General features: G+C 67.4%; 16 protein-coding genes. 5 read left to right on the forward strand and 11 right to left on the reverse strand.

Going from position 1 to position 12,503, the window contains the following annotated elements; genetic code table 11:
• Positions 1–190 precede the first annotated feature (190 nt).
• From parE to ACK4FB_RS09140, 4 genes are all read right to left on the reverse strand, one after another.
• Positions 191–2,266, reverse strand: a complete 2,076-nt coding sequence (gene parE / locus ACK4FB_RS09125) for a DNA topoisomerase IV subunit B (protein WP_409750889.1) — start codon at positions 2,264–2,266, stop codon at positions 191–193.
• A 63-nt stretch (positions 2,267–2,329) separates the two neighbouring features.
• Entirely contained in the window at positions 2,330–3,682 is a 1,353-nt protein-coding gene (locus ACK4FB_RS09130) for an O-antigen ligase family protein (protein WP_409750892.1), read from the reverse strand.
• 73 nt (positions 3,683–3,755) lie between these two features.
• Complete coding sequence (locus ACK4FB_RS09135) at positions 3,756–4,040, reverse strand: type II toxin-antitoxin system RelE/ParE family toxin (protein ID WP_409750895.1); 285 nt, start codon at positions 4,038–4,040, stop codon at positions 3,756–3,758.
• A complete protein-coding gene (locus tag ACK4FB_RS09140) occupies positions 4,037–4,303 on the reverse strand; it encodes a hypothetical protein (RefSeq protein WP_409750898.1) in 267 nt (88 codons plus the stop codon). Before ACK4FB_RS09140 ends, ACK4FB_RS09135 begins: the two co-directional genes overlap by 4 nt.
• A 109-nt stretch (positions 4,304–4,412) precedes the next feature.
• On the opposite strand from ACK4FB_RS09140, the gene ACK4FB_RS09145 reads away from it, so the two are divergent.
• Positions 4,413–5,177 (forward strand): hypothetical protein, encoded by a 765-nt coding sequence (locus ACK4FB_RS09145; RefSeq protein ID WP_409750902.1) that lies wholly within the window; start codon positions 4,413–4,415, stop codon positions 5,175–5,177.
• Here the strand turns inward: ACK4FB_RS09145 and ACK4FB_RS09150 are convergent, their stop codons facing one another.
• Positions 5,178–7,508 (reverse strand): ATP-dependent helicase, encoded by a 2,331-nt coding sequence (locus ACK4FB_RS09150; RefSeq protein ID WP_409750905.1) that lies wholly within the window; start codon positions 7,506–7,508, stop codon positions 5,178–5,180. It abuts the gene before it with no gap.
• Between the two features lie 138 nt (positions 7,509–7,646).
• On the opposite strand from ACK4FB_RS09150, the gene ACK4FB_RS09155 reads away from it, so the two are divergent.
• Together ACK4FB_RS09155 and ACK4FB_RS09160 are read left to right on the forward strand one after the other, a co-directional pair.
• The gene (locus tag ACK4FB_RS09155) at positions 7,647–7,832 is read left to right on the forward strand and encodes a hypothetical protein (RefSeq protein ID WP_409750907.1); all 186 of its coding nucleotides are present in this window, start codon (positions 7,647–7,649) and stop codon (positions 7,830–7,832) included.
• A gap of 11 nt (positions 7,833–7,843) precedes the next feature.
• Positions 7,844–8,164, forward strand: a complete 321-nt coding sequence (locus ACK4FB_RS09160) for a hypothetical protein (protein WP_409750910.1) — start codon at positions 7,844–7,846, stop codon at positions 8,162–8,164.
• Between the two features lie 51 nt (positions 8,165–8,215).
• Here ACK4FB_RS09160 and ACK4FB_RS09165 read toward each other — a convergent pair whose 3' ends face one another.
• Positions 8,216–8,440, reverse strand: a complete 225-nt coding sequence (locus tag ACK4FB_RS09165) for a ribbon-helix-helix domain-containing protein (protein WP_409750913.1) — start codon at positions 8,438–8,440, stop codon at positions 8,216–8,218.
• On the reverse strand, positions 8,441–8,851 hold the full coding sequence (locus ACK4FB_RS09170) for a YbaY family lipoprotein (RefSeq protein WP_409750916.1): 411 nt from the start codon (positions 8,849–8,851) through the stop codon (positions 8,441–8,443).
• A gap of 136 nt (positions 8,852–8,987) precedes the next feature.
• Between ACK4FB_RS09170 and ACK4FB_RS09175 the strand changes: the two genes are divergently transcribed.
• Complete coding sequence (locus tag ACK4FB_RS09175) at positions 8,988–9,881, forward strand: DMT family transporter (RefSeq protein WP_409750919.1); 894 nt, start codon at positions 8,988–8,990, stop codon at positions 9,879–9,881.
• On the opposite strand, the gene ACK4FB_RS09180 is transcribed toward ACK4FB_RS09175, so the two are convergent.
• The 4 genes from ACK4FB_RS09180 to fumC are packed head-to-tail and all read right to left on the reverse strand — an operon-like array spanning position 9,878 to position 12,070.
• Entirely contained in the window at positions 9,878–10,060 is a 183-nt protein-coding gene (locus ACK4FB_RS09180; protein ID WP_409750922.1) for a DUF4169 family protein, read from the reverse strand. The two genes, ACK4FB_RS09175 and ACK4FB_RS09180, sit on opposite strands and share 4 nt — an antisense overlap.
• 5 nt (positions 10,061–10,065) lie before the next feature.
• Positions 10,066–10,380, reverse strand: coding sequence for a CcdB family protein (locus ACK4FB_RS09185; RefSeq protein WP_409750925.1), 315 nt, complete (start codon positions 10,378–10,380; stop codon positions 10,066–10,068).
• A complete protein-coding gene (locus ACK4FB_RS09190) occupies positions 10,377–10,634 on the reverse strand; it encodes a type II toxin-antitoxin system CcdA family antitoxin (RefSeq protein ID WP_409750928.1) in 258 nt (85 codons plus the stop codon). Before ACK4FB_RS09190 ends, ACK4FB_RS09185 begins: the two co-directional genes overlap by 4 nt.
• A 44-nt stretch (positions 10,635–10,678) precedes the next feature.
• Positions 10,679–12,070 (reverse strand): class II fumarate hydratase, encoded by a 1,392-nt coding sequence (gene fumC, locus ACK4FB_RS09195; protein ID WP_409750931.1) that lies wholly within the window; start codon positions 12,068–12,070, stop codon positions 10,679–10,681.
• Between the two features lie 79 nt (positions 12,071–12,149).
• Between fumC and ACK4FB_RS09200 the strand changes: the two genes are divergently transcribed.
• Positions 12,150–12,500: a RusA family crossover junction endodeoxyribonuclease gene (locus ACK4FB_RS09200; protein WP_409750934.1), complete on the forward strand. Its 351-nt coding sequence runs from the start codon at positions 12,150–12,152 to the stop codon at positions 12,498–12,500.
• The last annotated feature ends 3 nt before the right edge of the window (positions 12,501–12,503 follow it).

Consider the following 12,503-nt stretch of genomic DNA (forward strand, 5'->3'; position numbering starts at 1 on the left):
CCCTCCAAGGCGTGGAGCAGCCTAACCAGTCTTACTGCTCGACGTCGATGTCGAAGATCGTCAGTGAGGACGCCACGATCTGGGCGCCAGCAGGCGGCCGCGGCGGGTGTCGTAGCCGATTGCGGCGGCTCGCTAGGCGGGCGAGGGTCGCATGGCTGATCTCCGGGGGAAGGGGCAGGGGCGGGCCGGTCTAGACGTCAAGCTCCGCCACGGCGAACCGTGCGTTCTGCTGGATGAAGTCGAAGCGGGCCTCGGCCTTGCGGCCCATCAGACGTTCGACCAGATCCATGATCTCATCCTCGCTCTCGGGCAGGGTGACGCGGGCCAGGGTCCGCTTCTTCGGATCCATGGTGGTCTCCTTGAGCTGGGCGGCCATCATCTCGCCCAGGCCCTTGAAGCGGCCGATCTCGACCTTCTTGCCCTTGAAGGTGGTGGCCAGCAGTTCGTCGCGGTGGGCGTCGTCGCGGGCGTAGTCGCTGAGCGGGCCGGAGGAGAGGCGATAGAGCGGCGGCAGGGCCATGAACAGGCGGCCCTGGCGGATCAGGTCTGGCATGGAGCGGTAGAAGAAGGTGATCAGGAGGGCGGCGATGTGCGCCCCGTCCACGTCGGCGTCGGTCATGATGACGATCCGCTCGTAACGCAGGTCATCGACGCTGAACCGGCTGCCCGCCTGCACCCCCAGCGCCAGCATCAGGTCGGTCAGTTCCACGTTCTGGCGCAGCTTGTCGGCGGTGGCCGACGCCACGTTCAGGATCTTGCCGCGCAGGGGCAGGATGGCCTGGGTGGTGCGGTCCCGCGCCTGCTTGGCCGAACCGCCGGCCGAGTCACCCTCAACGATGAAAAGTTCGGTGCCGGCCGCCGCCTGACGCGAGCAGTCCGACAGCTTGCCCGGCAGGCGCAGCTTGCGGGTGGCGGCGGCGCGCTGGACTTCCTTGTCCTTGCGACGGCGCAGCCGGTCCTCGGCCCGGTCGATGACGAAGCCCAGCAGGGTCGAGGCCTGCTTGGGGCTTTCGGTCAGCCAGTGGTCGAACGGATCGCGCACCAGCTGTTCGGTCAGCCGCTGGCCCTCGGGCGACGACAGGCGATCCTTGGTCTGGCCCTGGAACTCGGGATTGCGGATGAACACCGAGACCATGGCCCCGGCGTTGGCGATGACGTCCTCGGCGGTGATCAGCCCGGCGCGCTTCTCGCCCGACATCTCGCCATAGGCCTTCAGGCCCTTGACCAGGGCGGCGCGGAAGCCCGCCTCGTGGGTCCCGCCGTCGGGCGTCGGCACGGTGTTGCAGTAGGACGAGACGAAGCTGTCGGCGTCGCCGAAGCCGATGGGCGACCAGGTCACGGCCCATTCCACGGCCCCGGCCTCGCCCTTCTTCTCCACCCGGCCGGCGAAGGCGGGGGTGACGGTGTCGATCTCGCCGATGCGCTCGGCCAGGGCGTCGGCCAGACCGCCGGGGAAGTGCAGGGTCGCCTCGGCGGGCGTGGCGTCGGTGATCCGTTCCGGCGCGCAGGTCCAGCGGATCTCGACGCCCCGGAACAGATAGGCCTTGGACCGCGTCATGCGGTACAGGCGCGCCGGCTTGAACGCCGCGCCGTGCCCGAAGATCTCGTCGTCCGGGCGGAAGCGGATCAGGGTGCCCTTCTTGCGGCTGGTCCCCACCTGTTCGATGGGGCCCAGCGGGTGGCCCCGGCTGAAGGACTGACGCCATTCGTGCCCGTCCCGCCAGACGGTGACGTCCAGCCGCTCCGACAGGGCGTTGACCACCGACACGCCCACGCCGTGCAAGCCACCTGATGTTTCATAGGCTTTGCCGGAAAACTTGCCGCCTGAGTGCAGCACGGTCATGACCACTTCCAGCGCCGATTTGCCCGGATGCTTGGGGTGCGGGTCCACCGGGATGCCCCGGCCGTCGTCGCGCACCGACAGGAAGCCCTCGGCGTCCAGATCCACGGTGATCAGCCTGGCGTGGCGGGCCACCGCCTCGTCCATGGCGTTGTCCAGCACCTCGGCGAACAGGTGGTGCAGGGCCCGCTCGTCCGTGCCGCCGATATACATGCCCGGCCGCTTGCGCACGGGCTCGAGCCCTTCCAGCACCTCGATGGACGAGGCGGAATAGGCGTTCGCCGCCCCGCCTGTCGGGGCCGGATGCGTCTCCACCGGCGCGGCCACGGCCTCGGGCGCGGCGGGGGCCTGAACCTTCAGTTCGGGCTTGTCCGCCTTGGGGGCGGGCTCGGGGAGATCGTCAAACAGGGAAGCAGAAGAAGCCATGCGCCAGTCTTGCCGCGATTCGGGGAGCGATCAGCTAAGCCTCGACGCCCCGGGTAGCAAGCGTCAGCGGTTCACCACCCGGGCATGGGCGGGCAGGGGCCTCGCCGCGGGCCGTCTGGCGGCCGCGCGCCGCCTCGGCTCGTCGATCCCTTCCGGCGGCGTCAGAGGTGCAAAGGCCCGCGCCAGAACCGCCATGAACAGCACCCACGGCAGGTCCTGGTGCCGCAGCAGCACGCTTTCCGACAGGCTCAGCAGCAGGAAAGCGGCCAGATAGCCCGCGGCCCAGAAGCCTTCCTGACGGCCCGCCACCGGCAGGCGCAGGAAGCTGCCCATGACGCCGACCACCACCACCGCGCCCACCGACCACACCCCGATCCAGCCCAGCTGGATCAGCACCTCCAGCCAGCCCTGGTGCGCCGAGGGCACGTCCCACTGGTTCTGGACGCGGATATAGTTGGCCGGGTCCGAATGCAGGCCCCAGAAGGCGGCGTAGCCATAGCCGGTCATGGGCCGCTGCTCGCTGAAGCGGCCGATGGCCTCCCAGATCTCGGTGCGGCCGGTCAGGGACGGGTCCTTGCCAAGGGCTTCCAGAATGAACTCCGGCGCGGCCACCAGAATGCCGATCCCCGCCGCGACCGCCACCACGCCGGTCCAGAGTCCCGCCACGGCCAGGGCCGGGCCGATCTTCCTCAGCACCCACAGCCCGCCGATCACCCCGCAGGCCGCCATCAGGCACAGCAGGGCCGTCTTGGACTGAGTGCCCAGGATCATCAGGACGCAGAACGGAAAGGCGACCATGGCCAGCCGCCGGTGCGGCCCCGGCGAAGCCAGCACGGCGGCGGCGGACACGGCCCCCGCCACCATGACCCAGCCCATGGTGTTCTTCTCGTACCAGACGCCGCGCCACAGCCCGGCGTTGACGTCCTGGTGGATGCCGATGGACGGCAGGGCCGCCACGAAAATCAGGCTCAGCACCGCCAGAATCAGCGCCGTCTGGGTCAGCAGCACCGGCAGCCGGCGCCCGGGCCAGGCCGCGGCCAGATAGACCGCGAAGAAGGTGCTCATCACCAGGGCGATCACCCGCCGGATGGTGATGTCCGGCGCCAGCGACCAGTAGCGCGAGGCATAGGCCAGCAACGCCAGAAGAAGCAGGAGAAACAGCGGAAACCACAGCCGCGCCATGGCCTCGTACCGCGACGCCATCAGGCCGAGGATCGCCACATAGGCCGGCAGCCACATCAGCCGCAGCAGGCTGGACTCCGCGCCCCCGCCGCTGGACGGCGCGAACACCGGCCCCAGGATGGCGCCTGACAGCATGATCAGCAGGATAATCGAGGCCACGCGCTCCCACATGGCCGGCTCCCGATAGCCGGGCGGCGGCGTCCTGTGCAGGGGCGGGGCGGGTGCGTGAGTCACGCGCTGGAGGTTGCGCGCGGGGCGTTAAGGATTGGCTTACCGGGACCGGTTCGGGCGAGCGCCAGAATCTACATCAACGCCTGCGTCGATCCTCTGCGCCGTGAAACAGCCGAAGAACGAGTATCTGGTCCGGCCGAACTTCATAGCGAAGGACGAACCCGAAGTGGCCAAGGCGGACAGTGGTCTCTCGCTGGTTCTGGCCGATGGACACGCCTGAAAACGGATACTCGGCCAAAAGACTGAGCGCGTCGAAGATAGCGCGTCCGGTCTTCTCTGCAGCGTTAGGCGACCGCTCGACCAGCCAGTCGATGTGTCTGCGCACGTCCCCCTGAGCCTTCCGGGAGAGACGAACCCTCAACCGCGCGCCTTGAGCTGGGCTTTCAGGTAAGCCTCCATTTCAGGGCGAACCTCGCTCCAATCCCGCGCACCTTCTTCGCTGACGGCCTGCATGGGGTCCCGCGGATCGCCGTTGGTCCAGGTGAAGTCGTCGTAGTCGAACAGATGCTGGTCCAGCAGCATCGCGGCCAGAGCCTCCGGCGTGACGCCCAGCGCCTCCGCCTTCTTGGTCAGCTTGGCGACCGTGTAGTCGCTCAGGGTCAGGTTCAGCGCACCGTCTGCCATAACCGGACGATAGCCGAATTCAGCGCGCCCGCCTAACTGGAAAGCGTGGCCGTTGTTCGGCCGTATCCACCTGTGCAACTCTTCACAAGTTCAAGAGGGGAGGGGCTTCATGCTGAAGCGGCTGTTTGGCAAGGGCGCGTTTCTCGACCCTGACGTGGAGCACTGGCACCTCGAGACCTGGGGGCTTCTGATCCAACGGCTCGGTGCGCAGGTCTCTCTTTTGGAAACGCCCGTCGTCCTGCCCACGCGAGAGTTCTTTCCCCCGACCGAAGCGACCGGCCACGCCCGGGCCGAGCACGTCTTCGCCTGCGTGAAATCCGTCATGGGCATGGACGCGTGGCCCGTTTCACTCGAGGCGCAGACGGAACGGCGGGGAGGCGAGCGGATCGCCGAGTTCGTGTCCACGGCGCCCGTTGACGCCCCGGCGGGAACGTTCCGTGTCGAGGCGGATGGAAGGGTGGTGGTCACCTACTCACCCGAGCTCGTTGATCGGCCCGGTGATCTGGTCGCGACCCTGGCTCATGAACTGGCGCACTACCTGCTCGCCAGCCACGAGGAACTTGTCGAGGACGAGACCCATGAACTTATGACCGACCTTGCGGTCGCCTATGCGGGGTTGGGTCTGTTCGGGGCCAATGCGGCGTTCAGCTTCAGCCAGCACGGGGACGCCTTCAGTCAGGGATGGTCCTGGCAATCTTCGGGCTATCTCTCACCACGAAGCTGGGCCTTCGCCCTGGCGGTGTTCGCGCGGCTGCGTGGTGACGATGGAGGCATCGAGCCGTATCTGAAGCCCGAGATCGCGTCGCTTCGCCGCGACGCCTTGAGGTATCTCGACAAACATCCCGATCTGCTGGCCGCGTTGCGCCCGGCCTGATCAGGTCTTCTCCACGAAGGTATCGATCACCTTCTTCTCACCAGCCTTTTCGAAGTCCACCACCAGCTTGTTGCCCTCGATGGCGCGGATCGCGCCATAGCCGAACTTCTGGTGGAAAACGCGCTCGCCCCGCGCCCAGTTGGACGAGGCCTTGGGGTCCCCCGTGGCGATCAGGCGGCCCTTGCCCTCGATGACAGCATTGCGCGCCATGCGGTCGCGGGGCGTGGTGGAGGCGGTGAAGCTCTGGGCGCGCTTCCAGCCGGGGCTGGAGTATCCGGCGCCGAACACCGGCGTGTCGTCCCAGCGGGATTTGGCTTCCTTCAGACCCGGCCCGGCGCCGTAGTAGCCGGTGTCGCTTTCGGCCTGCACATGGTCGATGGGCAGTTCGTCCACGAAGCGACTGGGCAGCTGGCTGGTCCATCGGCCGTACACCAGACGGTTGGCGGCGAAGCTGATGCGTGCTTCCTCACGGGCGCGTGTGACGCCCACATAGGCGAGGCGCCGTTCCTCCTCGAGACCCTTCTCGCCCTTCTCGTCGATGCTGCGCTGGGACGGGAACACCCCTTCTTCCCAGCCGGGAAGGAACACCAGAGGGAACTCCAGCCCCTTGGCGGCGTGCAGGGTCATGATCTGCACCGCGTCCTCGCCCGCGCCCCGGTCCAGATCCATGACCAGCGAGACGTGCTCCAGATAGGCCTGCAGGCTGTCGAAGGCCTGCATGGACTGGGTCAGCTCCTTGAGGTTGTCCAGACGGGTCTGGCCGCTGGCCCGGTCAGCGCGCTGCATGTCGGTGTAGCCGCTTTCCTCAAGGATGGTCTCGGTCAGCTCGCCATGGGTCACGGTGGCCGCCATGGCCCGCCAGCGGTCCAGATCGCGCACGAAATTGGACAGGGCTGTGCGGGTGCGGGCCTGCAGCTCGTCCGTATTGATCAGGCCGCGCACGGCGGTCAGGGCCGACAGATTGTGCTGGCGGGCGATGGCCAGGATCTTCTGCACCGAGGTGTCGCCGATGCCGCGCTTGGGCGTATTGACGATGCGCTCGAAAGCCAGATCGTCATCCTCGGACTGGATCAGGCGCAGATAGGCGTGGGCGTCGCGAATCTCGGCCCGCTCGAAGAAGCGCGGCCCGCCCACGACGGTGTAGGGAATGGCCAGCAGGACGAACCGCTCCTCGAACGCCCGCATCTGGAACGAGGCGCGCACCAGAATGGCGATGTCGCTGTATTTGCGGCCGGCGCGGCGCTGGGTCTCGATCTCGTCGGCGATCAGGCGGCTTTCTGCCTCGCCGTCCCAGACGCCCTGGACCCGCACCTTCTCGCCGCCGTCCGCTTCGGTCCACAGGGTCTTGCCCAGACGGTCCTTGTTGGCCTCGATCAGGCCCGAGGCGGCCCCGAGAATATGCGAGGTGGAGCGATAGTTGCGCTCCAGCCGGATCACCTTGGCGCCCGGGAAATCCCGCTCGAAGCGCAGGATGTTGTCCACCTCGGCGCCCCGCCAGCCATAGATGGACTGGTCGTCATCGCCGACGCAGCAGACGTTGCCCGTGGAGGACGACAGCAGCCGCAGCCACAGGTACTGGGCCACGTTGGTGTCCTGATACTCGTCCACCAGAATGTATTTGAACCGCCGCCGGTACTCCTCGGCCAGATCCGGATTCTTGCCCAGAATGGTCAGGTTGTGCAGCAGCAGATCGCCGAAATCGCAGGCGTTCAGCGAAACCAGCCGCGCCTGATAGGCGGCGTACAGACCCTTGCCCTTGCCGTTGGCGAAATCTTCCCCCGCCGGCAGGGTGTCCGGCGTCCAGCCCCGGTTCTTCCAGTGGTCGATCATCCCGGACAGGGACCGGGGCGTCCACCGCTTGGTGTCGATGTTCGCCGCTTCCAGCAGCTGTTTCAGCACCCGCTCCTGATCGTCCATGTCCAGGATGGTGAAGCTGGATTTCAGGCCCACCAGCTCCGCATGGCGGCGCAGGATCTGGGCGGCGACGCTGTGGAACGTGCCCAGCCAGCGCAGGCCCTCGGCAGACGGGCCGATCAGGTGGGTGATCCGTTCGCGCATCTCGCGCGCGGCCTTGTTGGTGAAGGTGACCACCAGCAGCTCCCACGGCCGCGCCTTGCCCGTGGCCAGGATGTGCGCCAGCCGCGTGGTCAGCACCCGCGTCTTGCCCGTGCCCGCGCCCGCCAGCACCAGCACCGGCCCCTCGGTGGTCTCGACCGCCAGCCGCTGTTCGGGATTGAGCCCGGCCATATAGTCGCCGGCGCCTTGCGGGGCGCCTTCGGGCGGACGGGCGCGGGCCAGGTCGGAAATGCGGGGAGACGGAAGATCGGTCACGAAACGGAAGGCTGCCTGATGCGGATTCGAAAAGGGAGAACATAAGTAGCACGCGCCGACGCGCCAGCGCGACCGCAGGGAACCGCAAGGCTTGGATTCCGTTTCGGCTCCATCAGAACACAATGGGAGGATTCCATCATGGCGGACGAAGGCAAGAGCGGCGGCAACGCCGGGCTGGCGTTCATCGTCGGGGGACTTGTGGTGGTGGTCATCATCATCGGCTGGTTCCTTTTCTCGGGCGGCGGCGCCGTCGAAGCCCCGACGCGGGACGTGGATGTGGAAATCAGCGTTCCTGATGCGCCTTCCGCCCCGGCTGCTGACTAAGGAGAACTCAAATGACCGATCCCAACATGCCCCCGGCCCCGCCGCCTGAAGAAACCCGGGCCCAGACGACCGTCCACAATCACAATCCGGCGCCTCCGCCGAAGAAGTCCGGCGGCGCGGGTCTCGCCTTCATCGTCGGCGGACTGGTGGTTCTGGTGGCGATCATCGCCTGGGTGATGTGGTCCGGCGGCGCCATGACCCCGACCCCGGAAGACCGCGACGTGGACATCAACGTCCAGATGCCGGAAATGCCCAATATGGAGCCGCCGGCCAATCCCGTGCCGGCTCCGCCCGCGGCAGACCCGGCTCCGGCTCCGGCTCCGGCTCAATAGTCGCGCAGAATGATAAGATGGCGCCCCGGTCCGTGTGGCCGGGGCGCTTTTCTATGGCCTTGCCGGATGACGGGTCCGCCAGTCCAGCGCCGTGATACGGCAGGCCGAGGCCAGCGGCCGGCGTCCTCGTTCGGCGTCGATACGCGCCAGCAGGGCGGGCGGAGTCAGGCCGTCATGGGCGGCGATCTCGTCCAGAACCGCCCAGAACTCCGGCTCCAGCGCCACCGAGGTGGCGTGGCCGGAGAGCTGTACGGAGCGCTTCTTCAGCGTCGACACCTAGGGGACCGCCACCATCATGATGTCGACACTCATGGGCGCGCCGGCTGTGATGACCGAATGGCGGGTGTCGGTGGTGAAGCGCAGACGACCATCGGCATCGCGGATCTCCGCCCGGACCGCATAACTATGGTTGGCGCGGATATCGGCCGGGTCATAGGCCAGACTGAAGGCGTAGGGCGGCCCGCGGCCCTCCAGCGGCGTGACCTGTTCGGCCAGCGTCCGCGACGGCGCATCGGCCAGACTGACGTCTTCCAGCCGAACCGTCAGCACATGGCCGGGGGGCAGCAGGATGCGCTCGCGATAGGCGGCGGTTCCCGTCACCTCGGCCCGGTCTGCGGGGACGGTGGCGCAAGCGGACAGGGCCATAACAACTCCCGCGGGGGCGAGCATCAGGGGGTTCAGGCGCATGGTCAGGTCTCCTTGAAAGCAGTCTAGCGGCATTCGGACGCCGGATACATTCCGGTTCCGCTTGTGATGGGACGCGGCGGGGCAGGGGTGTTATCGGGGCGTCCCCGTCCCCCTGAAACGCTCGAGATCGCCCTTCGTGTCCCGCCCCGTCGCCCTTGCCTGCGTCCTCATCTGCGCCCTGATCTGGGGCACGACCTGGTACGCCATTACCCTGCAGTTTGGCACGGTCGATCCTGTGGCCTCCGTGACCTATCGCTTCGGCATCGCGGCGGCGGTGATCTTCGCCGGGTGCCTTGTGACCCGCCGCTCCCTGAAGATGACCCGGGCTCAGCATCTGGCGCTCATGGGGCAGGGGCTGTTCGTCTTCACCATCGGCTACGCCTTCGTCTACTGGGCGGAGGAGCGGGTGGCCTCGGCCGTGGTGGCGGTGATCTTCGCCGCCCTGGCCTTCCTCAATCTGGTGCTGTTCCGGGTGGTGGCCCGCCAGAAGGCCGCGCCTCTGGCTTGGGCGGGCGCCGGGCTGGGCATCCTCGGTGTCGGCGTGCTGTTCGCCTCCGAGCTGCTGCGCGCCGGCATGGACCAGCGCGCCATGGTCGGCCTGACCTTCGCCCTGATCGCCGTCAGCGCCTCGGCCGTGGGCAATGTGTTCGCCTGGAAGGTCCAGACCGCGGCCGCCCCGGTCATTCCCGCCACCGCCTGGGCCATGGCCTACGGCACGGCGTTCCTCGCCCTGTTCGGCCTGGCCATCGGGGTGGAATGGGCGTTCGAGTTCACGCCCCGCTACATGCTGTCGCTGCTGCACCTCTCCATGCTGGGCTCGGTGGTCGCGTTCCTGCTGTATTTCACCCTGGCGCGGGCGCGGGGCTATGCCCTGGCGTCCTATATCTCGGCTCTGACGCCGCCGGTGGCCATGCTGGTGTCGGTGCTGTTCGAGGGCGCGACCTTCGGCATCGCCGCCTTCGCCGGGCTGGCCCTCGTGCTGGCGGGACAGATGCTGCTGATCAAGGCGCCGCGGGTGTCCGCCGCCTAATCATCCTCGCGTCTGGCCCCGTCCAGATCGCGCTTCAGCCGCTCCGCCTCGATCCGCGCTGCGTCCTTCTGGCCCTTCGTGCGCCCGAACGCGGCCCGGTTGGCGGCGGCCGTCGCCTTCGCCTCGGCCCGCGCCCGGTCCTTGCGCGCCTTGTTCAGATTGATGATCTCGCCCGCCATCGTCCTCAGAACCCCGTGAACAGCCGGTCGAGCGCCCGGCGAATGTCGTCCTCATAGACCCCAAGGTCCGCCACCGGCTGCCCGAGATCCCGGCGACGTATGGGCGCCATTTCGGCCAGCGACAGATGAAGGTCTTCATCCAGCAGACGTACGCCAATGGAGACGCGACTGAAGTCGCCACTTCCGCTTTCGCGGATCAGGGGCGCGACGAGGACCGTATGCATGGCCTCGAGAAAATGGGACTGCATGACGACGATGAACGGCGCCGCCTCCCGCGAACGCGGCGACGGATTCTTAAAGACGGAAAACTGACGGATCACCAGGTTCGGAAGTCTTCACCGAACACGCCGTCGCGTTCGACCCGGCGGCGATAGCCCTCGAGCGTGTCGGCGTTTTCGGCGGCCCACACGCCAGCATCGGCGGCGCGCTCGGCGTCGGTCAGGGTCGCGTTCTTTCGGGCGACCAGTGCGCGGCGCAGGCCGTCAGCCGTCGCTTGCTCGATGTCGATATCCAGCCGACGAGCCTGATCCAGCAGGTCGGCGTCGATTTCGATGTTCAGGTCCACCTTGCCCATGGGCCCAGATTACGTCGAAACGCTCCGGCCCGCCACTGCAGCCCTCACCCCGGCGCGATCATCTTCTCGGGCCGCACCCATTCATCGAACTCTTCATTGGTCAGATAGCCGCCGCCGACGGCCTCCTCGCGCAGGGTGGTGCCGTTCTTGTGGGCCGTCTTGGCGATCTTCGCGCAGGCGTCGTAGCCCAGCTTGGCGTTCAGGGCGGTGACCAGCATCAGGCTGTTCTCCACGCCCTTCTGGATGTTGTCCCGCCGCGGCTCGATGCCCACGACGCAGTTGTCGGTGAAGCTGATCGCCGCGTCGGCCATCAGGCGCACCGACTGCAGGAAGTTGTAGGCCATCACCGGATTGAACACGTTCAGCTCGAAATGCCCCTGCGATCCGGCGAAGGTGATCGCCGCGTGGTTGCCGAACACCTGCACGCACACCTGGGTCAGGGCCTCGCACTGGGTGGGATTGACCTTGCCCGGCATGATGGAACTGCCCGGCTCGTTCTCGGGCAGGGCCAGCTCGCCCAGACCCGCCCGGGGACCGGAGCCCAGGAAGCGGATGTCGTTGGCGATCTTGAACAGCGATGCGGCCACCGTGTTGATGGCGCCGTGGGTCATGACCATGGCGTCGTGGGCGGCCAGGGCCTCGAACTTGTTGGGGGCGGTGGTGAAGGGCAGGCCGGTGATCTGGGCGATCTTGTCCGCCACGCCTTCCGCGAAGCCGACGGGGGCGTTCAGCCCGGTGCCGACGGCGGTGCCGCCCTGGGCCAGCTGCATCAGGTCGGGCAGGGTGCTCTCGATCCGCTCGATGCCCTTGGTCACCTGCTGCACATAGGCGCTGAATTCCTGACCGAGGGTCAGGGGCGTGGCGTCCTGGGTGTGGGTGCGGCCGATCTTGATGATGTCCTTCCACGCCTCGGCCTTGTCGTTCAGGGCGTTGCGCAGGGTCTGCAGCGCCGGGACCAGCCGATGCACCACTTCTTCCGCGCAGGCCACATGCATGGCCGTGGGATAGGTGTCGTTGGACGACTGGCTCATGTTGACGTGGTCGTTGGGGTGGACCGGCTTCTTGGAGCCCATCTCGCCGCCCAGGATCTCGATGGCGCGGTTCGAGATCACCTCATTGGCGTTCATGTTGGACTGGGTGCCCGAGCCGGTCTGCCAGACCACCAGCGGGAAGTGGCCGTTGAGCTTGCCCTCGATCACCTCGTCGGCGGCCTGGACGATGGCCTTGCCCAGGTCCTTGTCCAGCCGGCCCAGCGCCATGTTGGTCTCGGCGGCGCCGCGCTTGACGATCCCCAGCGCCCGCACGATCGGCAGGGGCTGCTTCTCCCAGCCGATCTTGAAGTTGCCGAGGCTGCGCTGCGCCTGGGCGCCCCAGTAGCGGTCCGCCTGAACCTCGATGGGGCCGAAGGTGTCGGATTCTGTCCGGGTCTTGGTCATGATGCGCTCGTGTTCAGGCATGGCGGGAAGGTGCGCGGCGGTGTAGCACGCAGACCGCAGGGGGCAAGCCGAGGACGCGATGGATCAGGACTGGACCGGAACCGGCAAGGTGCGCGCCCGCGAGCGCGGCGACGTGGTCGAGATCATGATCGACGGCCTGACCACCCAGGCCAAATACTACAAGCCGCTGGTCTATGAGTTCATGCGCAAGGAATGGTCCTCGCGCCCCTCATGGGGCGACTTCGCCGTGGACATCCGCATGGAGCATGTGGGCGAGCCGCCGCACATCGATCTGGACAATCTGGCCAAGGCCCTGCTGGACGCCATCAAGGGCTATCTGTTCCACGACGACGCCCAGGTGGCCCGCCTGCTGGTCGAACGGAACGAGGGCGAGCGCGAGCGCATCACCATCGCCGTGCGGCCCCGCTGACCG

This window comes from Brevundimonas sp. (assembly GCF_046299535.1).
Taxonomy (GTDB): domain Bacteria; phylum Pseudomonadota; class Alphaproteobacteria; order Caulobacterales; family Caulobacteraceae; genus Brevundimonas.

Excerpts from the sequence above, each read along its gene's own strand:
- ACK4FB_RS09160 (WP_409750910.1), top strand. The coding sequence starts at position 7,844 with ATGACCGATCCCAACATGCCCCCGGCCCCGCCGCCTGAAGAAACCCGG.
- ACK4FB_RS09155 (WP_409750907.1), top strand. The coding sequence starts at position 7,647 with ATGGCGGACGAAGGCAAGAGCGGCGGCAACGCCGGGCTGGCGTTCATC.
- ACK4FB_RS09145 (WP_409750902.1), top strand. The coding sequence starts at position 4,413 with ATGCTGAAGCGGCTGTTTGGCAAGGGCGCGTTTCTCGACCCTGACGTG.
- ACK4FB_RS09180 (WP_409750922.1), bottom strand. The coding sequence starts at position 10,060 with ATGGCGGGCGAGATCATCAATCTGAACAAGGCGCGCAAGGACCGGGCG.
- ACK4FB_RS09200 (WP_409750934.1), top strand. The coding sequence starts at position 12,150 with ATGGATCAGGACTGGACCGGAACCGGCAAGGTGCGCGCCCGCGAGCGC.
- fumC (WP_409750931.1), bottom strand. The coding sequence starts at position 12,070 with ATGACCAAGACCCGGACAGAATCCGACACCTTCGGCCCCATCGAGGTT.
- ACK4FB_RS09170 (WP_409750916.1), bottom strand. The coding sequence starts at position 8,851 with ATGCGCCTGAACCCCCTGATGCTCGCCCCCGCGGGAGTTGTTATGGCC.
- ACK4FB_RS09190 (WP_409750928.1), bottom strand. The coding sequence starts at position 10,634 with ATGGGCAAGGTGGACCTGAACATCGAAATCGACGCCGACCTGCTGGAT.
- parE (WP_409750889.1), bottom strand. The coding sequence starts at position 2,266 with ATGGCTTCTTCTGCTTCCCTGTTTGACGATCTCCCCGAGCCCGCCCCC.
- ACK4FB_RS09140 (WP_409750898.1), bottom strand. The coding sequence starts at position 4,303 with ATGGCAGACGGTGCGCTGAACCTGACCCTGAGCGACTACACGGTCGCC.